The sequence below is a fragment of the Curtobacterium aurantiacum genome, assembly GCF_018598555.1.
Classification (GTDB): Bacteria; Actinomycetota; Actinomycetes; order Actinomycetales; family Microbacteriaceae; genus Curtobacterium; species Curtobacterium aurantiacum.
In genome coordinates this window covers 147,664-169,160 of the sequence record NZ_JAHEWN010000006.1, presented here as the reverse complement: position 1 = coordinate 169,160, position 21,497 = coordinate 147,664, and the positions used below count along the sequence as shown (strand labels likewise).

The 21,497-nt window shown below is 68.1% G+C and carries 26 protein-coding genes and 1 pseudogene; 19 read left to right on the top strand and 8 right to left on the bottom strand.

Annotated elements, in window-relative coordinates:
• Position 1 precedes the first annotated feature (1 nt).
• The 7 genes from KK087_RS07765 (at position 2) to KK087_RS07735 (ending at position 5,514) form a co-directional block, all read left to right on the top strand.
• Complete coding sequence (locus KK087_RS07765; RefSeq protein WP_214528450.1) at positions 2-385, top strand: DUF6507 family protein; 384 nt, start codon at positions 2-4, stop codon at positions 383-385.
• Complete coding sequence (locus KK087_RS17895; RefSeq protein WP_214564757.1) at positions 382-2,619, top strand: TNT domain-containing protein; 2,238 nt, start codon at positions 382-384, stop codon at positions 2,617-2,619. The genes KK087_RS07765 and KK087_RS17895 overlap by 4 nt, the downstream gene beginning before the upstream one ends.
• Positions 2,616-3,155: an Imm61 family immunity protein gene (locus KK087_RS07755; RefSeq protein WP_214564756.1), complete on the top strand. Its 540-nt coding sequence runs from the start codon at positions 2,616-2,618 to the stop codon at positions 3,153-3,155. Before KK087_RS17895 ends, KK087_RS07755 begins: the two co-directional genes overlap by 4 nt.
• Before the next feature lie 99 nt (positions 3,156-3,254).
• A complete protein-coding gene (locus KK087_RS07750) occupies positions 3,255-3,563 on the top strand; it encodes a hypothetical protein (protein ID WP_214564755.1) in 309 nt (102 codons plus the stop codon).
• Between the two features lie 245 nt (positions 3,564-3,808).
• Positions 3,809-4,324: a hypothetical protein gene (locus KK087_RS07745; protein ID WP_214564754.1), complete on the top strand. Its 516-nt coding sequence runs from the start codon at positions 3,809-3,811 to the stop codon at positions 4,322-4,324.
• A gap of 144 nt (positions 4,325-4,468) precedes the next feature.
• Positions 4,469-4,987 carry a TNT domain-containing protein gene (locus KK087_RS07740; RefSeq protein WP_214564753.1) on the top strand — a complete coding sequence of 173 codons (519 nt, stop codon included), beginning with the start codon at positions 4,469-4,471 and terminating at the stop codon, positions 4,985-4,987.
• Positions 4,984-5,514 (top strand): hypothetical protein, encoded by a 531-nt coding sequence (locus KK087_RS07735; RefSeq protein WP_214564752.1) that lies wholly within the window; start codon positions 4,984-4,986, stop codon positions 5,512-5,514. The genes KK087_RS07740 and KK087_RS07735 overlap by 4 nt, the downstream gene beginning before the upstream one ends.
• A gap of 122 nt (positions 5,515-5,636) precedes the next feature.
• Here the strand turns inward: KK087_RS07735 and KK087_RS18020 are convergent.
• Both KK087_RS18020 and KK087_RS07730 read right to left on the bottom strand, forming a co-directional pair.
• A pseudogene (locus tag KK087_RS18020) lies at positions 5,637-5,801 on the bottom strand (hypothetical protein); the annotation flags it as partial.
• A 283-nt stretch (positions 5,802-6,084) separates the two neighbouring features.
• A complete protein-coding gene (locus tag KK087_RS07730; protein WP_214564751.1) occupies positions 6,085-6,741 on the bottom strand; it encodes a TNT domain-containing protein in 657 nt (218 codons plus the stop codon).
• Between the two features lie 596 nt (positions 6,742-7,337).
• On the opposite strand from KK087_RS07730, the gene KK087_RS07725 reads away from it, so the two are divergent.
• From KK087_RS07725 to KK087_RS07690, 8 genes are all read left to right on the top strand, one after another.
• Positions 7,338-7,607: a hypothetical protein gene (locus KK087_RS07725; RefSeq protein WP_214564750.1), complete on the top strand. Its 270-nt coding sequence runs from the start codon at positions 7,338-7,340 to the stop codon at positions 7,605-7,607.
• Between the two features lie 301 nt (positions 7,608-7,908).
• A complete protein-coding gene (locus KK087_RS07720; protein ID WP_214564749.1) occupies positions 7,909-8,163 on the top strand; it encodes a hypothetical protein in 255 nt (84 codons plus the stop codon).
• 15 nt (positions 8,164-8,178) lie between these two features.
• Entirely contained in the window at positions 8,179-8,553 is a 375-nt protein-coding gene (locus KK087_RS07715; protein WP_214564748.1) for a hypothetical protein, read from the top strand.
• Between the two features lie 91 nt (positions 8,554-8,644).
• Positions 8,645-9,577: an NADP-dependent oxidoreductase gene (locus tag KK087_RS07710; protein ID WP_214564747.1), complete on the top strand. Its 933-nt coding sequence runs from the start codon at positions 8,645-8,647 to the stop codon at positions 9,575-9,577.
• 103 nt (positions 9,578-9,680) lie between these two features.
• Entirely contained in the window at positions 9,681-10,226 is a 546-nt protein-coding gene (locus tag KK087_RS07705; protein ID WP_250900912.1) for a DUF805 domain-containing protein, read from the top strand.
• A gap of 82 nt (positions 10,227-10,308) precedes the next feature.
• On the top strand, positions 10,309-10,875 hold the full coding sequence (locus tag KK087_RS07700; RefSeq protein ID WP_214564746.1) for a DUF805 domain-containing protein: 567 nt from the start codon (positions 10,309-10,311) through the stop codon (positions 10,873-10,875).
• On the top strand, positions 10,872-11,396 hold the full coding sequence (locus tag KK087_RS07695) for a DUF805 domain-containing protein (RefSeq protein ID WP_214564745.1): 525 nt from the start codon (positions 10,872-10,874) through the stop codon (positions 11,394-11,396). Before KK087_RS07700 ends, KK087_RS07695 begins: the two co-directional genes overlap by 4 nt.
• On the top strand, positions 11,393-12,130 hold the full coding sequence (locus KK087_RS07690; RefSeq protein ID WP_214564744.1) for a DUF805 domain-containing protein: 738 nt from the start codon (positions 11,393-11,395) through the stop codon (positions 12,128-12,130). Before KK087_RS07695 ends, KK087_RS07690 begins: the two co-directional genes overlap by 4 nt.
• Positions 12,131-12,197: 67 nt before the next feature.
• Here the strand turns inward: KK087_RS07690 and KK087_RS07685 are convergent, their stop codons facing one another.
• From KK087_RS07685 to KK087_RS07660, 6 genes are all read right to left on the bottom strand, one after another.
• Positions 12,198-12,839 (bottom strand): TNT domain-containing protein, encoded by a 642-nt coding sequence (locus KK087_RS07685; protein ID WP_214564743.1) that lies wholly within the window; start codon positions 12,837-12,839, stop codon positions 12,198-12,200.
• Between the two features lie 50 nt (positions 12,840-12,889).
• Positions 12,890-13,663 carry a succinate dehydrogenase iron-sulfur subunit gene (locus KK087_RS07680; protein ID WP_071244286.1) on the bottom strand — a complete coding sequence of 258 codons (774 nt, stop codon included), beginning with the start codon at positions 13,661-13,663 and terminating at the stop codon, positions 12,890-12,892.
• A 1-nt stretch (position 13,664) separates the two neighbouring features.
• Positions 13,665-15,458, bottom strand: a complete 1,794-nt coding sequence (sdhA, locus tag KK087_RS07675) for a succinate dehydrogenase flavoprotein subunit (RefSeq protein WP_214528435.1) — start codon at positions 15,456-15,458, stop codon at positions 13,665-13,667.
• A 49-nt stretch (positions 15,459-15,507) separates the two neighbouring features.
• Positions 15,508-15,954 (bottom strand): succinate dehydrogenase, hydrophobic membrane anchor protein, encoded by a 447-nt coding sequence (gene sdhD, locus KK087_RS07670; protein WP_071406401.1) that lies wholly within the window; start codon positions 15,952-15,954, stop codon positions 15,508-15,510.
• A gap of 11 nt (positions 15,955-15,965) precedes the next feature.
• On the bottom strand, positions 15,966-16,415 hold the full coding sequence (sdhC, locus tag KK087_RS07665) for a succinate dehydrogenase, cytochrome b556 subunit (protein WP_284730917.1): 450 nt from the start codon (positions 16,413-16,415) through the stop codon (positions 15,966-15,968).
• A gap of 78 nt (positions 16,416-16,493) precedes the next feature.
• Positions 16,494-17,729, bottom strand: a complete 1,236-nt coding sequence (locus KK087_RS07660; RefSeq protein ID WP_250896352.1) for a glycosyltransferase family 4 protein — start codon at positions 17,727-17,729, stop codon at positions 16,494-16,496.
• Between the two features lie 166 nt (positions 17,730-17,895).
• Between KK087_RS07660 and KK087_RS07655 the strand changes: the two genes are divergently transcribed.
• The 4 genes from KK087_RS07655 (at position 17,896) to KK087_RS07640 (ending at position 21,461) form a co-directional block, all read left to right on the top strand.
• Positions 17,896-19,011: a mannose-1-phosphate guanylyltransferase gene (locus KK087_RS07655; protein ID WP_214528432.1), complete on the top strand. Its 1,116-nt coding sequence runs from the start codon at positions 17,896-17,898 to the stop codon at positions 19,009-19,011.
• A 72-nt stretch (positions 19,012-19,083) separates the two neighbouring features.
• Positions 19,084-19,656 (top strand): hypothetical protein, encoded by a 573-nt coding sequence (locus tag KK087_RS07650; protein ID WP_214564742.1) that lies wholly within the window; start codon positions 19,084-19,086, stop codon positions 19,654-19,656.
• Between the two features lie 38 nt (positions 19,657-19,694).
• Positions 19,695-20,162 carry a hypothetical protein gene (locus KK087_RS07645; RefSeq protein WP_214564741.1) on the top strand — a complete coding sequence of 156 codons (468 nt, stop codon included), beginning with the start codon at positions 19,695-19,697 and terminating at the stop codon, positions 20,160-20,162.
• A gap of 234 nt (positions 20,163-20,396) precedes the next feature.
• Positions 20,397-21,461 carry a BMP family lipoprotein gene (locus KK087_RS07640; protein ID WP_214528431.1) on the top strand — a complete coding sequence of 355 codons (1,065 nt, stop codon included), beginning with the start codon at positions 20,397-20,399 and terminating at the stop codon, positions 21,459-21,461.
• Positions 21,462-21,497: the final 36 nt, after the last annotated feature.

Below are 21,497 nucleotides of genomic sequence, written 5' to 3'. Positions count from 1 at the left end.
CGTGGTCGACGGATGGCGGGTCGACCCCGCCGGGGTCGAGGCCGTGCTCACGGACGTGTCGACCAAGACCACGACGATGAACAACGCCCTGGGCGGATCCGCGGACGGATCCATCCACGGCGTCGGAGAAGTCGTGCAGGACGCCGCGACGGCAGCACAGTCACAGGTGATCGGTGAGGCGCTCGCCGGGTTCTTCGAGCACCGGCAGGCCACACTGACGGGGATCCAGAACCGGATCCAGGCATCGCTGTACGGTGCTGCCGGCGCGACACGTGCCATCGTCGACGGCGACGACGAGATGGGTGCTGCGACAGTGCAGGCGAACGCCGTCACGGCGTCCACCAACGGCGACTTCCGCGCGTTCGACGGGATGTTCGATCGGTGACCGGCGTCGTCAAGACGGGAGCCATCCCGTACACGGACGTCCAACTCGAGGCGATCACGAGTGGTGCCGCTTCGCTGCGGACCGTCGCGTCCGCCGTCCGCGACGGCACGGCCGACATCGTCACCGCCTGGAGCGGCATCTCCGGTTCCTACGAGGGCCCGAGCGACCAGGAACTCTTCGCGGTGATGACACCCATCGGGCCCCAGGGCACGACGTTCGGCGACGACCTGGACACCGCGGCGAAGGCGCTCGACACGTTCGTCACCGAGGTCACGCCGATCGTCGCCGCGCTCAAGGCGTACGTCACGCGCGCCGAGCAGCTGCACCGCGACGTCGACGCGTTCACCCCGAAGACGGCGAAGACCGAGTACGGCAACAGCGCGATCGTCGAGTCCTGGGACCAGGACGAGACCCTCACCGACGAGAACAACGCGATCATCAACGGCGTCGCCGCGCAGGTGGTGGCGTACCAGGCCGCCGAGCGCTCCTGCGCGAACACCATCCGTGGGCTGTCAGGCTTGCAACCGCTGCACGCGATGAGCGGCAGCGGCTCGGACGACGTCCTCGCCTACGGGTACGAAAAACTGCCCGCCGGCACGAAGCTGCCGTGGGGGACCGCGTCGGAGCGGAACGAATCGTGCTCCGAGAAGACCGCCGACTTCCTGCCGAACATGCTCAAGGGCGTCGTCGTCGACGGCATCTGGGGCACAGTGAAGGGGCTGGGCACCCTCGTCGGTGTGGACGGCACGGGCTTCCACCTGGAGACCGCAGCGACGTCGTGGAGTGGGGTCCTCGCGCTCACGGGCTTCAACATGAAGACCATGCAGAAGGACCGCGACCTCCAGCTCGAGGCGTGGACCCAGGTGGGAAAGGCGACGGTCGGTTGGGACGAATGGGGCAGGGACCCTGGTCGCGCCGCCGGACAGGCGCTGTGGGGGATCGGCTCGATCGCCGTCCCGATCGCCGGGCAAGCGGGCAAGCTCGGCGCCGTCGGCAAGGTCGGCGAAGTCGCGGGGGCCGTCGGCAAGGCGGGGAAGTTCCTCGACCTCGTCGATGCCGGTGCGTGGGTCTCGAAGGGCCTGACCAAGGTGCTGCCGAGGCTCGATGAGCTCAAGACGATCATGACGAAGGGTGTCGGTGACGACGCCGTCGGGTCGACTGGGCGACTCGCCGACTTCAAGACCGGGCTCGACGACTTTCTGCACGGACGGCACGGCGACACCGACGTCGAGGTGCCGCCTGCTCGGACCGAGGCGGACACGGACGTGCGTGCGGGGAGCGACGCGAACGCGCGGGCCGACGGCGGCGATGCGACGGTGCACGCGCCGGAGCGGGAGCCGGCGCTCGTGGGGGCCGGTGGGCACGGCGAGACGGCGACAGGCGACGGCGGTTCGACGTCGGGGTCGCACGGCGGTGCAGGGCACGGGGGCGACTCGGCCGGGCACGGTGGCTCGGGCCACGGCACGGATGCCGATCACGGCGCCGGTGGTGGTCGGCCGGACGGCGACGGGCACGACGAGCCCGGGACTCCGCCCCCGCACCACTCCGACCGTTCGACGGACCCGGTGTTCGCCGACGATCCCAGTGGTCCCGGCTGGGAGCGTGACGAGTCGGCCCGGGGCGATGCCGAGCGGCCCGACTACGGCGAGCCGCACCTCCACCTCGACGAGCTCGGTGAGAACTACCGAGCTCCTGACGACCCGACGTACAAGGGCGCGGGGATGAGCGACGAAGTGCGCGCTCTCGTCGACGACTGGGGCAATCCGAACGGCCTGTACGGCAAGGACGCCGACGGCAACTACCTCACGCGGGACGGCTGGGAAGACCGGTACATCGACTGGAACGAGGAGTGGCAGTCGTACGCGCCGGAGTACCCGGGCAACGCGGGAGCTGTTGCCGGCCATCGCGTCGACTGGACGGATCCGCAGTTGTTCGTGCAGCAGTACGGGTCGCAGTTGGACCGGCTCGGTGCGGACAAGGGCGAATTCCTCTCGTTCCCCGGGACGTCATTCGAAGAGCGAGCGTTGCCGCCGTCCAACCTCAGCGACAAGTACTCGACGTTCGACTTTGATGCCGCTGCGTTCGAAGGAAAGGGACTGAAGATCGAGGTGAGCGAGATCGCTCCGGCTTTCGGGCACCCTGGCGGTGGACTGCAGGTGCGGTTCTTCAAGCCGGGCGATCCGATTGAGTTCGTTTCCGTCACCGACCTCAAGAGATTGGGAATCCTGAGTTGACCGACAGTGAACCAGGCGAGTTCGCCGACCTCCAGTACCTCGAGGACGTCCTGCTGCGTGCCGGAAACGACCTCGTCACGTGTGAACCGCGAAGGGTGCAGTTCGGCGATCACGAGACACTGCAGCGGTACTCGGTGTCCGGCACGTCGGTCGAGGAGTGGCGTGGAGACCGGGGGCGTGGCGCCCTGACCGGCACACGGTTCGGGTCGGCCACGGACGCGGAATTGTGGATCGTCGCGGACGCGAGTGGGTACATTCGCGAAGCTCGTGGTCTGCCGATCGCACATTGGCTTCCCGACGAAGAGCACGAACTCCCCGAAGGGTTCACTATCGAGCAAAACGGCGCCGGTGTTCTCCTCACCTGGAGCGCATCGGGAACGGAACACCGAGTCCGTTTCGGCGGCGCTCTCCCGGAGGCCCATGCGGTGCAGTTCTCGGCCGTGGCACGGGTGCCGCTGGACCAGATCGAAGAGTGCGCGCTCCAGCTCGACGCCCGCTCGGCGTTCGCGGCCGCGGCGTCCGCTGCTTCGCGCTGAACGACTCCGTCGTGCCGCTGATCCATCGGACTACGCCGCAATACCGTGCCTCGAGGTGCTCGCGGTCCTGGACAGATGTCGTGTTCAGAGACGGAGACGGTGACGATGCTGCGCGTCGAATCGCGTCCTCTGCTGCTGGTGTCACCCGAGATCGAACTGACCTCGAACGCGCCCACTGGCTGCATCGATCACCCCGAGGAGCTTCCCGCTGGCATGACGTCGACGGTCGAGTCCACGTTGAACGTGCTCCCGTGGACGGCGCAGGCGCCCCGCTCCGTGCCGGGTTCGGGAGGGGTCGTTTCGTTGCCGTTCGCAACGGTGGCGCGTGTTCCCGTGGACCGCATCGAGCAGTGCGCGCTCGAGACCGATTCCCGGCGAGCATTCGCCGAGCCTGCGCTTCCCGATTGACTCCGGCCTCTCGGCACGAGGCGCGGTCGTCCGTTCAGTCCTGAACGACGATCCTCTGCAGCGCGCCGCTGACGAGCAGATCGCGGATCGTCTACGCGATCGAGAAGCGGACCGCGCCGCTGGGCTGCCCGAACCAGGGGAGTGTGATCTGGGCGTGAACGAGGACGTTCTCCGTGCGATGACGATGCTGCGGGGCAGACCTGACCAAGGAATTCTGCCGTCGATGACGAGAAGGGCTTTCACGCTTGATTGACCAGACTGGCCTTCAGCGAGCTGACGCCGATCTGCTCGGAGCGTTCGTGGGCAATGAATCGCCGGACCTCTCTTCGATACCCGGCATCAAGCGCGATGACCGGATCGTTTTCGAGTACGGCACACCGGAGACCGCTTTCAGGATTACTGTCGACGGCTCTGGGTACAAGTTCGAGATTCGTGACAAGGGGAGCATTTGGTCTCTCGCGTGGTTCAGCTGTTTGGTGGATGCCGAGCGCTACGTCTTGGTGCGAGAAGGTGAAGTCCGAAACGATGCGCCGTGGTTCGACGGGAAGGCGACGACGCCGGCAGGAGTTGACCTGATTGAGGAGAACTCAGACAGAGAGCTTCGGTGGCACATCGACGGTGTGGAACACATCGTGCGAACGCTCTCCGACATCGAGTGGTCTCTGGTCTACCGGCTCGCTTGGGTCCGGGCGCGTTCGCTCGCCGAGGTGATCGAGATCGTGAGTGGGTCTTCTCCGGGCAAACAAGTGGGAAGCATCTAGTCCCGAATCACTCGATTCGTCCTTCCGCGGCCCCGGGTGTGCGCCGAGCCTGGCTGTCCGAAGACGGCGATGCCAGCGAGCGCGACTCGCACTACTGCGCCTGTACCGGCACGGAGGTTCGACTTCGGTTGGCTCAGCGCACGGATGCCCGAGTCGATTGTCGCTACCGAGTCTGCGCTTCGACCGGCAAGGAGATACGACGAATACGGTGAGGACGCCGACAGCAACTACCTCACGCGGGACAGCTGGGAAGACCGGTACATCGACTGGAACGAGGACTGGCAGTCGTACCTGCCCGAGTACCCCGGCAACGCTGGCGCCGTCGCCGGGCACCGCATCGACTGGGTGGATCCGCACAGGTTCGTCGAGCAGTACGGCTCGAAACTCGACCGGCTCGGGAAGGAGTCCGGCAATTTCTTCTCCTTCCCGGGGACCTCGTTCGAACAGCGCGCCCTTCCACCGTCCAACCTCAGCGATGCCTATCGGAAGTACGACTTCGACGCCGCTGCTTTCGAGGGGCAGGGGCTGAAGATCGAGGTGAGCGAGATCGCTCCAGCATTCGGGCACCCGGGTGGAGGGCTCCAAGTCAGGTTCGTCGACCCCGGTCCCCCCATGAGTGTCCGCTCGGTTACGGACCTCCGCGGGCTCGGGATCTTGTCATGAGCGACGAGCGCATCGCGTTCCCGCACCTCGGACTCCTCGAAGACCTCCTGCGCCGCGCTGGACACGATCTGGTCGTGACGGAGGCGGGGCTCGTCGAGTTCGGCGACCAGGAGACGCTGGAGCGGTACGTCGTTCGAGGCGGAGCAGTTCACGGGTGGGAAGGTGACAGGGGATCCGGTGACTGGACCGGGGTGGTGTTCGAAGCAGGCGAGGACGCTGCGCGGCGGATTGCCGCTTCAGCGTCTGGTGCCCTTCGCTACCGGGCCGGCCTTGAGCTGGGGCACTGGCTCCTCGACCGTCCCGAGGAACTCCCCGACGGGATGTCGCTGAGTGTGGAGAACGAGAGGAACCTTCTGGAATGGACGGTCCGCGGATCTCCTCACCGAGCGTGCTTCGGAGGCGGGCGGTTCATCGCCCCGGCGGCGCAGTTCGCAACCGTCGCCCGGGTACCCGTAGCTGACATCGAACGGTGTGCGCTCGAGGTCGACTCTCGGCGAGCATTCTCGGGGGCGGCCCTCCCCGAGTGAGAAGTGGCTTCGGAGGTAACCCGAACGCTTGCGGCTGATGGCCGCGCAGGGTTCGCCGATGCCACTGTCGGATCAGTCGCTGCCGGTGATCCTCCGGAGTTCTGCTGGGCTGCCCCGAGCCACGGAAGTGTGGTCTGCGCTTGCACGAGCACGATGCCGTCGGTGACGTAGGGGTGCACGCTCGACGGGAGCGACAAGGCGTTGGGTGGGAGCGACCTCGACGCGAACGACGCGCCGAACGGGTTGTGGAGCGTACCCTCCGGCCCGCCGACGCGGCCGACCGGGATCGCGGGCGGGAGCTCAAGGTGGGTCGTATCGACGCGGCATTCGGTTAACCGGGCGACGGTCTGCAGGTGCAGGTCGTGACCTCACGTGGGAATCCGGTCGATGCGATGCCGATGCTGCGGGGCAGACCTAACGAAGGAATTCTGCGGTCGATGACCAGCAGGGCTTTCGTCATCGAGTCCCGGTAGACCGGAAACCGATTCCCGAGTCGCTCTCGATGGCTTCGGCTACACATTCGAGACTTGTGACGAGGAGAGCGACTGACTTCGCGCGTCGCGGCTCGTGCTAAGGAGTCTGCGCCTGGACCGGCACGGAGATCCGTCGAAGAGAACCTTCGACGAGGAGGTCGCGGATGGTCAGAGACTCGTCGGCGATCGTGTAGCGGATGGCACCGCCGGGCTGTCCGAACCAGGCAGGCACGATCGATGCTCGAACGAGCACGGTCGCCTCGGTCACGAACTGGTGCACTCCGGAAGGCTCCCGAAGCGCCGTCGGCGGCAGGGAGCGAGACTCGAACGCAGCGTTGAGCTGGGTCAAGAGCCAGCCGTCGAGCGCGCCGATGCGGTCCACGAGGATCCCAGGCGGGAGTTGGATCAAGCTCGCACCACCACTCGCCGTGATCTGCTCGCGGAGCTGGGGATAGTACGGAGCGAGTCTGTCCTCGATCGCGGAGACCTCCGACGGGGCCATCATCAGCACCGGCGGGATCGGCCGGTCGAGGAACCCCAGAAGTGCTCGCCCGATCGCGTCCTCGTCAGGGGCCTTGACGACGACCCGTGGCTGCCCGTAGTCGATGCACTGCACTTCGAAGACCTGCCCGACCTGCACCACCCGGAGTGCACCCTCGGGAGGGGGCCCGGCTGGCGGATCGCCAGGGAGGATGACCAGCTCCAGGCCGAAGCCCCGGCCATCGAGGTCAGCGCGAAGCTGTTCGAACGTCATGCCACGAGCGTAACAACGGATATCGGGTACGGGCGGCGGTGGAGGAACAATTGGGAACGTGGATCGTGGACGTCTGGGGCGACGGCGGATCCCGCCTCGGGAAAACAACCCGGCGATCACAAAGACCGTGAACGTGGATCCGGCATCCGGCCCGACCCGGGTGATCTGGCCTGAACGGAAGGACCGCAGTTGATCGTGGATCTCGCTCTCAGCGAAGCAGTAGTTCGACTGATCGGGAAGGGTCGGAGCGCGACGCCTGGTGAGTTCTGGACGGCAGTGGAGTCGTTTCCCGACACGGTTCACCGTGATCTCGAGGAGGTCATGCGCGACTATGAGACGCTGTCACAGATCGATTTGGCCTCCGTCGACAACGACTTGATCCGCGGGATGGATCTGGTCAAGGGGAATCTCTCGAGATTCATCCAGAGCTCGACCCGTCCGCGCTGGATGCACTCGAGTGGAACTTCTCCTGGGATTGGCGCTGAACCGGAGAGGTGCGGCTCCTGCTGTCGCTGTCGCTGCCGCTGCCGCTCGAGATCCTCCAGGCGCTCGGCGTGCTCCGCGAACTCCTTCGGCACTGAGAACAGGACGAACTCATGGATGACATCGACGCGACGCGCGTTCTCGCCCTGGCCGAGGCCGCGGGCGTTCCCTTCCGCTGGATGCGGCAGCCCTCCAACGACGTGGACACCTCTTGCATCTACAAGACTGCAGACGGTTGGCGGGTCTCAACGACGAACGAACGAAGCACGGAGGAGTCCGTCAACGACTATTCGGACCGCTCCGCAGCCGTCGACGATTTCGTGAACCGTGTGCAAGGAATCGTCCGGTACAAGGAGCTCCGCAGGAAGTTCCTCGGGCACTAGGGCAGTTGGGATCCCTGTGGTGATTGGGCGCGTTTTAGGAACCTCCCACGACCTGGGCTCCTCGAGGGCGCGAGATTGTGGAGCGATTCACGGTGTCGGACACTTCGGTGATCGAGGAGCGGCGGACCGTGGCGCCGGAGCGCTGACGGGCACGCGGTTCTGCTCAGCAGCCGACACAACGGGAGTGTCCCGAGGGGTTCACGTTGCAGCAGGATGGTAGCCGTGCCCTCAGCAGGCTGCTCGAAGGACTCAGGCTCACTGAGGAGATCTGACAACGGTGTCGTCCCACAAGGAGGAGAACATGGATCGGTCAACTGCCAAGGAGATCCTCGCTGCCGAGGGCCTCGAGCGAGCGGTGTGGTTCCGGCAGCCCACCGGGAAGCCGGACGCGGTGGCGATCTACGAGTTCGGCGGCGGCTACCGGGTGGTGTCGACGGACGAGCGGGCGGTCGAGATCGGTCCGCGGGACTACCAGGACGAGTCCGACGCGCTCGAGGTGTTCATCATGCTGCTCCGCGACCTGAAGGAGCTGGTCGCGAGCGGCGTCGTCCGCTGATCGGGACTGCTGACAATGGACCTGATCGATAGGGCGGAGGCAAGATCGATCATCGCGGAAGAAGGCCTCCGATCGTGGATCTGGTTCTCCGACGAGGAAAGTCGGCCGGATCAAGCGGTGATCAACGAGGACGTGACGGGCTTCGCGGTCTTCGCGACGACTGAGCGAGGCAGGCCCGAGGGCGTGCACCACTTCGACTCGGAGTCGGATGCGCTCGAACGGTACGGATGGCGAGTGTCCACCACCAGCGATCGCGGCACCGAGGAATCGACTCGCGAGAGCGGCGACCGCAACGCAGCCGTGGAAGATTTCGTCCGCCGTGTCGAGGGCTTCGCCTGGTACCAGGAGCCACGGAAGCGACCACTCCCTGACCGGCGCGAGCACTCGTGACCACCGAGCGTCGTGCCGGAAGGTCAGCACGAGGCCGCTCGGTCGATCGTGGCTCGTCACGCCAGAAGGCCATCGGCGTACCGTCCACCCCATGACGAAGCACTGGTTGGCCCCGCGGTTCGGCGGCAGCGAAGTCCTGGAGTACGTCGACACCGAGGTTCCGGCACCCGGCCCCGGCGAGGTCACGATCGCCGTCCGCGCCGCCGGCATGAACCCCGCGGACACCAAGCACACCCGCCAGGGCGACCCCGCGGACCTGCCGATCGCCGTCGGGTACGAGGTCGCCGGCGTCCTGTCCGCCGTCGGTCCGGACACGCAGATCGCGTCCGGCGGGGGAGCGGTCGGCGACGAGGTCCTGGCGTTCCGCATCAGCGGCGGCTGGGCGGAGTCGGTCACGGTGCCCGCGTCCGACGTCTTCGCGAAGCCCGCCTCGCTCGGCTTCCCGGAGGCCGCCAACCTGCTCCTCGCCGGCTCGACCGCCGCCGACATGCTCCGCGTCACCCGCGCCGAGGGGCGCGACACCGTCCTGGTGCACGGCGCCTCGGGCGCGGTCGGCGTCAGCCTGCTCCAGCAGCTGCGGCTGCTGGGCACGCGCGTCATCGGCAGCGCGTCGGAGCGTGGTGCGGACGTCGTGCGACGCTTCGGTGGCGAGTGGGTCGCGTACGGCGACGGCCTGGAGGCGCGTGTCCGTGGTCTCGCACCCTCCGGTATCGACGTGGCACTGGACTGCGTCGGCACCGACGAGGCCGTCGACGTCTCGCTCGCGTTGGTTGCGGACCGGTCACGGATCGTGACGATCGCTGCGCAGGCGCGCGCTGCGTCGGAGGGCATCGCCGCGGTGGGCGGGGCGCAGCCGGCCAGCAAGGCGTTCCGTGATTCGGTGCGGCAGCGGCTCATCGACCTCGCCGGTGCCGGGCACCTCGAGGTCCCGGTGGCGCGGACGTTCCCGTTGGCGGAGGCGAAGGAGGCCGCTGAGCTGCTGGAGTCCGGGCACCCCGGGGGCAAGCTCGCGCTCCTTCCCTGACCGCACCGTCGGACAGGAGTCGTCCGCGCGGATGACGCTCGCCGCCCCGGGGGAGTGCCACACTCTGTGTGGACCGACAGCCCGCGCCGGAAGGACCCCCACGATGAGTGACCAGTACCCGCCCCGGGACCAGTACGGGCAGCAGCCGGGACCGTCCGGCCAGCAGCCGTGGGGACAACAGTCTCCGGGCCAGTACGGGCAGTACGCGCAGCCCGGTCCGGGGCAGCCGAGTGGCGGGAGGTCCGAGCCGCCGCTCTGGGCACCCTGGTACGGCATCCCCTTCCCCCAGGCGTTCCTGCGGTTCTGGAAGAAGTACGTGCGGTTCGACGGTCGGGCAAGCCAGTCGGAGTACTGGTTCTGGGCGCTCTGGTACCTCATCGGTTCGGCGGCCGCCGGCATCATCGGCAGCGGGTTCGATGTGCTGCCGTTCGTCGACGACGGGTCGGACGGGCTCGGCAGCCTGTGGAGCCTGGCCTGCGCGCTCGGCTTCATCGCGCTGACCGTGCGACGGCTGCACGACGTGAACCTCAGCGGCCTGCTCGCCCTGTTGTTCATCATCCCGCCGATCGGCATCCTGTTCTCGCTGATCGTCGGCCTGATCTCGTCGAACCCGCAGGGGCAGCAGTACGACCGCCCACAGCAGGGCTAACGCGCCGTCACGCTCCTGACGGGGGCTCACGAGTTCTGGTTGACTCGAACACGAACATCAGCCAACACTCGAGGGGGATCACGTGAGCGAGCAGTACCCGCAGCATCCGACCGGCCAGCCGAACGCACAGTTCGGTGGCGCGCCGCAGTACGGCCAGCAGCCGCCGACCGGACCGAACGGCGAACCGCCGCTCTGGGCGCCGTGGTACGGGATCTCGTTCGGCAAGGCCGTGGGCCGCTTCTTCAAGAAGTACGCGACGTTCAGTGGTCGTGCCAGCCGGAGCGAGTTCTGGTGGTGGTACCTCGCCAACGCGATCGTGGTCATCGTCCTCAGTATCCTGTACGGCATCGGTATCGGCACCTCAGAGCGGTCGACCGTGTCGACGTCGACGGCGACGTCCACCAGCGTCCAGTCGACCGTCACCGAGCCGTCGGCGCTGTTCGTCATCTCGGGCATCCTGTTCCTGCTCTGGGGCCTCGCGATCATCGTCCCGACGCTCGCCCTCGGCTGGCGCCGACTGCACGACGCGAACCTCCCTGGTGCGCTGTGGATCATCGCGTTCTTCGTCGGCATCGTCGGCATCGTCTTCGGGTCGCTGCCGTCGAACCCGCAGGGCGCACGCTTCGACCGTCCGGAGGGCTCGCGATGACCGAGAGCACGCAGCAGTGGGCGCCCCCGCAGCAGCCCGGTCAGCAGACCGACGCCGCGGGGACGCCGCCGCGCTGGGCCCCGTGGTACGGGATCTCGTTCCCGAAGGCGGTCGCGCGCTTCTTCGCGAAGTACGCCACGTTCAGCGGCCGTGCGAGCCGCAGTGAGTTCTGGTGGTGGATCCTCGCGAACGCGATCGTCACCGGGGTACTCGTCGCCATCGGGACGGTCATCCGCCTCAGCACACTCAATCGCCGGACTGTCGACTACTACGGCAACGAGATCACCGTGGTCGACCCCGTCCCGCCGGTCTTCTGGGTCGTACTTGTCCTGCTGGCGCTCTGGGGTCTCGCGACCCTCGTGCCGTCGCTCGCCCTCGGCTGGCGGCGCCTGCACGACGCGAACCTCTCCGGGGCGCTCTGGATCATCGCGCTGTTCGTCGGCGTCGTCGGCATCGTCTTCGGGTTGCTGCCGTCGAACCCGCAGGGAGCGCGGTACGACCGGCCCGAGGTCGGTCGATGAGCAACGACGGGACGCCGCAGTGGGGCCAGCCGGGTGGAGGTCAGCCGCAGGGGCAGCCGGGGTCCGGTGACCAGCCTGCTCACGGGCAGCCGGGCTCTGGCGAGCAGCCTCTCTACGGGCAGCAGCCTCTCTACGGGCAGCCGCCTCTCTACGGGCAGCCGCCTCTCTACGGGCAGCAGCCTCTCTACGGGCAGCAGCCGTACCAGCAGTACGCCCAGCCGTACGTCGGTGGGTACCCGCAGCTGGCGGAGCCGATACCGGTCGGCCCGGACGGCGTTCCGCCGCTCTGGGCCCCCTGGTACGGCATCGGGTTCCTCGACGCGTTCCTCCGGTTCTTCAAGAAGTACGCCCGCTTCGACGGCCGTGCCAGTCGCAGCGAGTACTGGTACTGGTTCCTGGCCAACGCCATCGTCACGATCGTGCTCTACGGGGGCTTCATCGCCCTGCTGATCGCCACCAGCCCGTCGACCACGGTCGTGGACGACTACGGGTACTCGCGCGACGTGTCGGGTGCGCCCTCACCGTTCGCCTTCGTGCTGCTCGTGCTGTTCGTGCTGTGGTGGTTCGCCACCTTCGTGCCGAACCTGGCACTCGCGTGGCGTCGGCTCCACGACGCGAACCTGCCGGGTCCGCTCTGGCTCGTCTCGCTCGTCGCGAGCCCCGCGGCCATCGTGTTCGGCTGCCTGCCGTCGAACCCGGCCGGTGCGCAGTACGATCGCCCCGACCTGCGGTAGCTCCACGAACGAGAACAGCCCGCCCCACGCGTCGAGCGTGGGGCGGGCTGTTCGTGTGTCGGAGGGCTCAGATCACCCGGAGACGGACGAGCGCGCCGTCGACGACCAGGTCACGCACGGTGGCGGACGGGTCGGCGATCTGGAAGCGCAGGGCTCCGCCCGGCTGCTCGAACCACGGCTGGACGAAGCGGACGTTCACCAGGAACGGCCGGTCGACCACGTAGCGATGCGTCTCGGGCGACGAGGTCACGTGCGGCGGCAGCGAGCGGCTGGGCACCGGGGTGTCGAGCGGGTGCAGCAGGTAGCCGTCCGGGCCACCGATGCGGTCGACGGGGACCCCCGCCGGGATCTGGATGGTCAGCCCCTGCTCGCCGGCCTGTGTGACCTGCTGCGCGAGCTGCGGGTAGGTCGACGCCGCACGGTCACGGAGCCCGTCGAGCTCGTGTCGGGGGATGTCACGCGGTGCCGGGAACGGACGGTTCAGGAACCGGCGGAGCATCTCGACCGCGTCATCCTCGCCTGTCGTCTGCGCGAGACGACGAGCGGTGCCGTAGTCGACGACCTCGAGCGCGTAGCCGGAGGCGTCGGTCTGGACGATGCGGAGCGCACCCTCGACCGGCGGTTCGTGCAGGGTCTCACCGGGGAGCTGCACGTACCGGGTCGTGTAGCCGAGCTGGTCGAGGATGGGGCGGGTGTCCGCGAACGTCATGGTCGGGAGCCTATCGGTCGGCGTGGTGCGGAGCTTGGACGGAGCCGGGACTACGCCCGACCCCGCATGATCGCCTGCTTGACCTCGGAGATCGCCTTCGTCACCTGGATGCCGCGGGGGCACGCGTCGGTGCAGTTGAAGGTGGTCCGGCAGCGCCAGACGCCTTCCTTGTCGTTGAGGATGTCGAGACGGACGTTCGCGGCGTCGTCGCGGGAGTCGAAGATGAACCGGTGGGCGTTCACGATCGCGGCCGGACCGAAGTACTGCCCGTCGGTCCAGAACACCGGGCAGGACGACGTGCACGCTGCGCAGAGGATGCACTTCGTGGTGTCGTCGAAGCGGGCGCGGTCGGCGACGGACTGCACACGCTCCTTGCCGGGCGTCGGGGCCGACGAGGACTGCAGGAACGGCTGCACCTCGCGGTAGCTCTGGAAGAAGGGCTCCATGTCGACGACGAGGTCCTTCTCGAGCGGCAGGCCCTTGATCGCCTCGACGTAGATCGGCTTCGAGACGTCGAGGTCCTTGATCAGGGTCTTGCACGCCAGACGGTTGCGGCCGTTGATGCGCATCGCGTCGGAGCCGCAGACGCCGTGCGCGCAGGAGCGGCGGAAGGTCAGGGACCCGTCCTGCTCCCACTTGATCTTGTGCAGGGCGTCGAGGATGCGGTCGGTCGGCAGCATCATGACGTCGAAGTCCTGCCAGCGCGGCTCGTCGTCGACGTCAGGGTCGAAGCGACGGACGATGACCGTGACGGAGAAGGATCCGGGAGGGGCGTCCTGCACGGTGTCGGTGCGGGGTGCGTCGGAGACCAGGGTGTCGGTCATCTCAGTACTTCCTCTCCATCGGCTGGTACCGCGTGATGACGACAGGCTTCCAGTCGAGCGTGATGTGGTCGTCGGCGAGTGACGAGTGCGGGTCGCCCGTCAGGTACGCCATGGTGTGCTGCATGTAGTTCTCGTCGTCGCGCTTCGGGTAGTCGTCGCGCATGTGGCCGCCGCGGCTCTCCTTGCGGTTGCGTGCGGAGTAGACGACGACCTCGGCCAGGTCGAGCAGGAACCCGAGCTCGACGGCCTCGAGCAGGTCGGTGTTGAACCGCTTGCCCTTGTCCTGCACCGAGACCTGCATGAATCGGTTGCGGAGCGTGTGCAGGGTCTCGGTGACGCGGGCGAGCGACTCGTCCGTGCGGAACACCTGCGCGTTCTTGTCCATCTCCTCCTGCAGTTCCTTGCGGAGGGCGGAGACGCGCTCGGTGCCGGTGGATGCGCGGAGCTGGTCGAGCATGCCGCGGACGCCAGCAGCCGGGTCTTCCGGCAGCGGGAGGAACTCGGCGGTCTGGACCCACTCGGCGGCGTTGTTGCCCGAGCGCTTGCCGAAGACGTTGATGTCGAGCAGCGAGTTCGTGCCGAGACGGTTCGAGCCGTGCACGGAGACGCAGGCGCACTCGCCGGCGGCGTACAGGCCGGGGACGACGGTGGTGTTGTCGTACAGGACCTCGGCCTTGACGTTCGTCGGGATCCCGCCCATCGCGTAGTGCGCGGTCGGCATGACGGGGACCGGCTCGACGACCGGGTCGACGCCGAGGTACGTGCGGGCGAACTCGGTGATGTCCGGCAGCTTCGTCTCGAGGACCTCGGCCCCCAGGTGTGTGCAGTCGAGCAGCACGTAGTCCTTGTTCGGACCGGCACCCCGGCCCTCGGCCACTTCCTGCACCATGCACCGCGCCACGATGTCGCGGGGAGCGAGGTCCTTGATGGTGGGGGCGTACCGCTCCATGAAGCGCTCGCCCGAGGCGTTCCGGAGGATCGCGCCCTCGCCGCGGGCGCCCTCCGTCAGCAGGATGCCGAGCCCGGCGAGCCCGGTGGGGTGGAACTGGAAGAACTCCATGTCCTCGAGCGGCAGGCCCTTGCGCCAGACGATGCCGACGCCGTCGCCGGTCAGGGTGTGCGCGTTCGAGGTGGTCTTGTACATCTTGCCGAAGCCGCCGGTCGCGAAGATCATCGCCTTGGCGTGGAAGACGTGCAGCTCACCGGTCGCGAGCTCGAACGCGACGACGCCGGCCGGCTGCTGGCGGGTGACGCCGTCCTCGCCGACGACGTCGACCATGATGAGGTCGAGCGCGTAGAACTCGTTGTAGAACTGGACGCCGAGCTTCACGCAGTTCTGGAACAGCGTCTGCAGGATCATGTGACCGGTGCGGTCCGCGGCGTAGCAGGCCCGGCGGACCGGGGACTTGCCGTGGTCGCGGGTGTGGCCACCGAAACGACGCTGGTCGATCTTGCCCTCGGGCGTGCGGTTGAACGGCAGCCCCATGTTCTCGAGGTCGATGACGGCGTCGATCGCCTCTTTCGCGAGGATCTCGGCAGCGTCCTGGTCGACGAGGTAGTCGCCGCCCTTGATCGTGTCGAACGTGTGCCACTCCCACGAGTCCTCTTCGACGTTCGCGAGGGCCGCGGCCATCCCGCCCTGCGCCGCGCCGGTGTGCGACCGCGTGGGGTAGAGCTTCGAGATGACGGCCGTCTTCGCCTTCGGGCCGGCTTCGATCGCGGCTCGCATGCCCGCGCCTCCGGCGCCGATGATGACGATGTCGAACTGGTGGTGGTGGACGGTGGTCTCGGTCACAGGGGTCTTTCCGTAGACGGTGGGAACGCGGGCAGCAACGGTGGTGGTGTTACTGCGCCGGGCAGAAGGACGGCAGGTCGGCGGCAGCGGCGCCGGCGGGGCACGGGTCGAAGGTCCAGCAGACGAGGAGCCCGAGGACGATCAGCACGACACATGCGGCGAGGATCGCGACGAGGAGCGTCTTGCGGATGCCCGGCTTCGACACGTAGTCGTTGACGATCGTGCGCATGCCGTTCGAGCCGTGGATGAGCGCGAGGACCAGCATCAGCGAGTCCCAGACCTTCCAGAAGGGGTTCGCCCACTTGCCGGCGACGAAGGCAAAGTCGATCTGCTTGACGCCTTCGCCCGCCACCATGTTGACGAAGAGGTGGCCGAAGATCAGCACGACGAGCAGCACGCCCGAGGCGCGCATGTAGATCCAGCCCCACTTCTCCCAGTTGGTGGTGCTGCGGGCGGCTGCGGCCGAGCGGGGAGGTTCGACGATCTGCGTGGTCATCTTCGTGCCCCTCAGTTGAAGTCCGCGACGAGGTTCATGAGCTGGCGGGGCAGGAAGCCCGCGATCGCCACCGCCCACAGGACCATGACGATCCAGAACATGGCGCGCTGGTACTTCGGGCCCTTCGACCAGAAGTCGATCAGGATGATCCGCAGCCCGTTGAAGGCGTGGAACACGATGGCCATCACGAGCGCGATCTCGCCGATGTTCATGAGCGGCGTCTTGTACGTGCCGATGACCGCGTTGTACGCCTCGGGCGAGAGCCGCACGAGCGCCGTGTCGAGGATGTGCACGAGCAGGAAGAAGTAGATGGCGACGCCGGTGATGCGGTGGAGCACCCACGACCACATCCCGATCGAACCGCGGTAGAGCGTGCCCTGTGGCGTCCGAGAGGCCCGCGGGGCTTCTATCGAGACGTCGGGCACCGCGGTCGCCGTACCCCCGCCGGTGTGCTCAGCCATGAGCTCGTCCTTCCATAGGACGGGCTCGCCCGATCGGCGAGCCCTTGCCGTTCGTGTTCGTGTGGAACACGACCCATCCTATGCGCGAGCGCTGACCTTCTCGTCCCGACCTGCCCGCAGGCCCCGTCCGACGGGCGGCGCGCCGATGGTGCGGGCCGTGTCGTGGTGCTCGAGGAGCTGGTCGCCGACGGCCTCCCAGGTGGTCCCCTCGACGCGGAGCCGACCTGCCGAACCCATCCGCTCGGCCAGTGCTCGGTCGTGGTGCAACCGCAGGACCGCGTGGCGGAGGGCCTGCGGTTCGTCGGCGTCGTAGAGCTCCCCGTCGAGCCCCGGGGCCACGAGGTCGAGGGGGCCGCCGGACGCCGGGGCGATCACGGGCAACCCGGAGGAGTGGGCCTCCTGCAGGGTCTGCCCGAAGGTCTCGGCCGGTCCGGTGTGCACGAACAGGTCGAGTGCCGCGTACGCGTCGGCGAGGGCATCGCCGCGCAGGGGACCGGTGAAGGTCACGTCGAGGTGCCGGAGACGCCGCTCGAGCATCGCGCGCGACGGACCGCCGCCGGCGACGACGACCCGGATGCCGGGGACCCCGCCGAGTTCGGCGAGCCGCTCGACCTCCTTCTCCGGGGCCAGCCGGCCGACGTAGCCGACGATCGTCTCGCCGTTCGGGGCCAGACGACGGCGGAGGGCCCGCACGTGCCCGGACGTCCGGCGAGCGGGGTGGAACAGCTCGGTGTCGACGCCCCGGCCCCAGCGGGCGACGCGGGGCACGCCGTCCTCGGCGAGCATCGCGGCGGTCGCACTCGACGGGGCGAGCGTCAGCGAGGCACCGGCGTGGATGCGTCCGAGGATCTTCCGCACCAACGGGACGGTCGCCGTCAGGCCGTTGCGGCGGGCGAACCCGGCCACGTCGGTCTGGAAGACGGCGACGGAAGGGATGCCGAGCCTCCCGGCTGCCGTGATCGCGCGCCCACCCAGCAGGAACGGACTGGCGGCGTGGAGCACGTCGGCGCCGGAGGCGGCGAGGATCGTGTCGAGCACCGGGTGGGGGAGCGCCACCGGGAACTGTCGGTACGCCACGGCGGGGACGCGGTGGACGTCGAAGGAGCGGTAGCGCTCGACGGCGCTGCGCGACCGGAACTGCGCGAGCCCCGGGGTGTCCGGCGCGATCACGACCGCGCGGTGACCACGTCGTTCCAGGTGGTCGAGGACCGCCAGGACGCTGGTGGTCACGCCGTTGAGGGTGGGCAGGAAGCTCTCGGTCACGACGGCGACGGTCCGGGGGGACGTGCCGCGCTCCACGCTGCGTGCGCTCATGGTGCTGCCCATGCTCCGGGCATGACGTGACCCGACGGGGCCGACGACGTGAACGGGGCGCACGCGCCGGGTGAACAACGCGGCGGCCCGTGCTGCGGGAGCCCGCATGCGGGAATCGTGCGGGGACCACCCAGGATCCGCCCGGTGGGACCGGTACGGTGAGCGCGTGGCTGACGCTCTCGAAGACTTTTACGCGATCATCCCCGCAGGGGGCATCGGATCGCGCCTGTGGCCGTTGTCGCGCGCGGACGCACCCAAGTTCCTGCACGACCTGACCGGTTCCGGCACCTCGTTGCTGCGGCAGACCTGGGACCGCCTGGCGCCGCTCGCCGGCGACCAGCGGATCATGGTCGTCACCGGCCGTGCGCACCGGGTGGCGGTGGAGTCGCAGCTGCCCGGCGTGGAGGACCACAACGTCGTGCTCGAGAGCGAGCCGAAGGACTCCACCGCGGCCATCGGCCTCGCGGCGGCGATCCTGGTGCGCCGTGAGCCCGACGTCGTCATCGGCTCGTTCGCGGCCGACCACGTGATCGGGGACGCCCGGGGCTTCCGCCGCTCGGTCCGCGAGGCCGTCGCCGTCGCACGCGCCGGCTACGTCACGACCATCGGCATCACCCCGACCGAGCCCGCGATCGGCTTCGGCTACATCAACGCGGACACCGCCGGGCTCGACATCGAGGGAGCCCCGACCGCGCACGCGGTGAAGTCGTTCGTCGAGAAGCCGGACCTCGACACCGCCCGCTCGTACGTCGAGCAGGGCAACTACCTCTGGAACGCCGGCATGTTCATCGCGCGCGCCGACGTGCTGCTCGCCGAGATCGGCCGGACGAAGCCGGAGCTGCTGGCCGGGATCAACGAACTCGCGGACGCCTGGGACACCTCCGCTCGCGGCGCCGTCGTCGACGCCGTCTGGCCGATGCTCGAGAAGATCGCGATCGACTACACGGTCGCCGAGCCGGCAGCCGCGGCCGGACGCATGGCGGTCGTCCCCGGCGACTTCGACTGGGACGACGTGGGTGACTTCGCCTCGCTCGCCAAGCTGCAGTCCGGCGGCCGCCCGAACAACCTCGCCGTGCTCGGCGACGGTGCGCGCATCCTGGCGGATTCGTCGAGCGGCATCGTGATCTCGCACAGTCAGCGGCTCATCTCGCTCATCGGCGTCGAGGACATCGTCGTCGTGGACACCCCGGACGCCCTGCTCGTCACCACCAGCGCGAACGCGCAGCGGGTGAAGAGCGTGGTGGATGCGCTGAAGATCAGCGGCCGGGGCGACGTCCTGTAGGTTCGAGTATCGGCCAACGGGCCGGTGATGTTCCAGGTGCAGGGTCGCTGGGGAGCGACGTCGGGGGAGGACATGGCGGACATCGAGCTCGACGCGGGGGATGCGTCCGTACTGGCGAAGGCGGTTCCGGCAGCGGCAGCGAATCTGCACGGGCATGGCAGAAGCCGGTCGCGGTGGGTTGCGAGCACGCTCATGGTCGTGACGGTGGCGACCGCGCTCGCCGGGTGCGCCCGGCAGCCTGAGGATAGTAAGCCTGACGTAGACCCTGACGTCGCGAAGCAGCAGATGATCGACGCCGTCGACGACGTCACCGACCATCTGGGCGGCGAGTGGAAGCCGCGAACTGGGCCTGACTATGCCGAGCGTTGCAGCTTGTCCGGAGGGGAGAAGGGGGCGCACTGGGTGTACCTCACCGGCCGGACTTCCGACGTCGGTTCGGAGGGCCCGGAACCGGACGCGAAGGAGACGCTCGACCGCTGGGAATCCCAGGGCATGGAAGTCGAGCGTTGGGCTGACCCCGACGGGCCCGCGATCGTCGGCCGCGGCGGTGGCTCGATCGACTCCATCAACCTGTACGCGTTTCCGGGCCACTACACCGTCGAAGCCATCTCGCTGTGTTTCCCGGGCGACGCCGACAGCTTGTGACACACCGACGTGACGTGGGATGCGGCTTTGTCGGCTCCGTGCTCCTGGTCGGCATGCTGCTGGTGGGGCTGACCGGTTGCGCCGCGCAGAGGACCGGCACCGGTTCATCTGAGCGGGCGGAGCCCCAGGCGAGTGAGAATGCCGCGAAGCGACAGATGGTCGAAGCGGTCGATGACGCAACAGAGCGCCTCGGCGGTGAATGGAGAGCACGCACCGGGCCGGACTACGCAGAAGGCTGCGTCCTCGCGGACGGCGAGCGAGGTGCGCACTGGCGCTACCTCACGGGCAGCACGCTGGCCGGGCGACCCGATGTCGACGCCGCCCGGATGACGGAGCACTGGGAAGGTCAGGGGATGCGGGTCACCCAGCGTGATTCGAGCGACGGGCCCGCCATCTTCGGCGACGGCGCAGGGAAGATCACCTCGATCAGCGTCTACGCCTACTCGGGGAACTACACCGTCCAGGCCGTCTCGCTGTGCTTCCCGGGCGACGCCGACGAACTCTGACCTCCAGAGATCCGCCGCTCCGTCGACGTCCTGTAGCGCTCCACCGACAAACCCCTCGAACTGGGGGTCTGTGTGCGACCCTGCGTTACGGGCGCGTTTCGGCGGGGTCGCGATCCCGTAACCGATCAGCAGGACCCCCGCAACGGGTCCTGTACCGACCCGACGGTCGTGTACTGTCGCCACGATCGCCCGGAACGCACGTGGTCCGGGCACGCTCCCCGGAGGAACCAACCCGTGACATCTCGTACCCGACAGGTCGTCCTCAGCGGCCTCGCGCTCGCCGGCACCGTCGCCGTCCTCGCTGGCTGCGCCTCGGCGCCGTCCGACACCGAATCGGCGAAGAAGACCGACTTCCGCCCCTGCATGGTCTCCGACGCCGGTGGGTTCGACGACAAGTCGTTCAACCAGCTCGGCTACGAAGGCATGAAGGACGCCGCCAAGGAGATCGGTGCCACCTACAAGGAGGCCGAGTCGAAGGACGCCACCGTCTACGACTCGAACATCGAGCAGCTCATCGGCCAGAACTGCAACCTCGTCGTGACCGTCGGCTTCAACCTCGCCGACGCCACGAAGAAGCAGGCCGCTGCGAACCCGGACACCGACTTCGCGATCATCGACGACAACTCGATCGACGCGGACAACGTCAAGCCGATCACGTTCGACACCTCGCAGGCGGCGTTCCTCGCCGGCTACGCGGCGGCGTCCTACTCGAAGAGCGGCGTCGTCGGCACGTTCGGTGGCATGCAGATCCCGACCGTCACCATCTTCATGGACGGCTTCGCGGACGGCGTGAAGTACTACAACGAGCAGAAGGACAAGGACGTCAAGGTCGTCGGCTGGAACGTCGACACCGGCAAGGGCTCCTTCACCGGTGGCTTCGAGGCCGGCACGCAGGCGAAGTCGGTCGCGCAGACGCTCCTCGACCAGGACGCCGACGTGATCCTGCCCGTCGGTGGCCCGATCTACCAGTCCGCTGCCGAGGCCATCAAGGACGCCGACAACGGCTCCGTCCTCATCGGTGCGGACAGCGACCTCTACGAGGCCGACCCCCGCTACAAGGACATCGCTTTCACCTCGGTCGAGAAGGGCATGCGCCCGGCCGTGAAGGACGTCGTCGAGCAGGCGGCTGACGACAAGTTCTCGAAGGACCCGTACGTGGGCACCCTCGAGAACGACGGCGTCGGCATCGCCCCGTTCCACGACTTCGAGTCCAAGGTCGACAAGGGCCTGCAGGGCGAGCTGGACGACGTGAAGGCCGGCATCATCGACGGCTCGATCAAGGTCAAGACCCAGTCCTGACCCGGTGAACGCGGGCGGGGGAGCATCCCTCGCCCG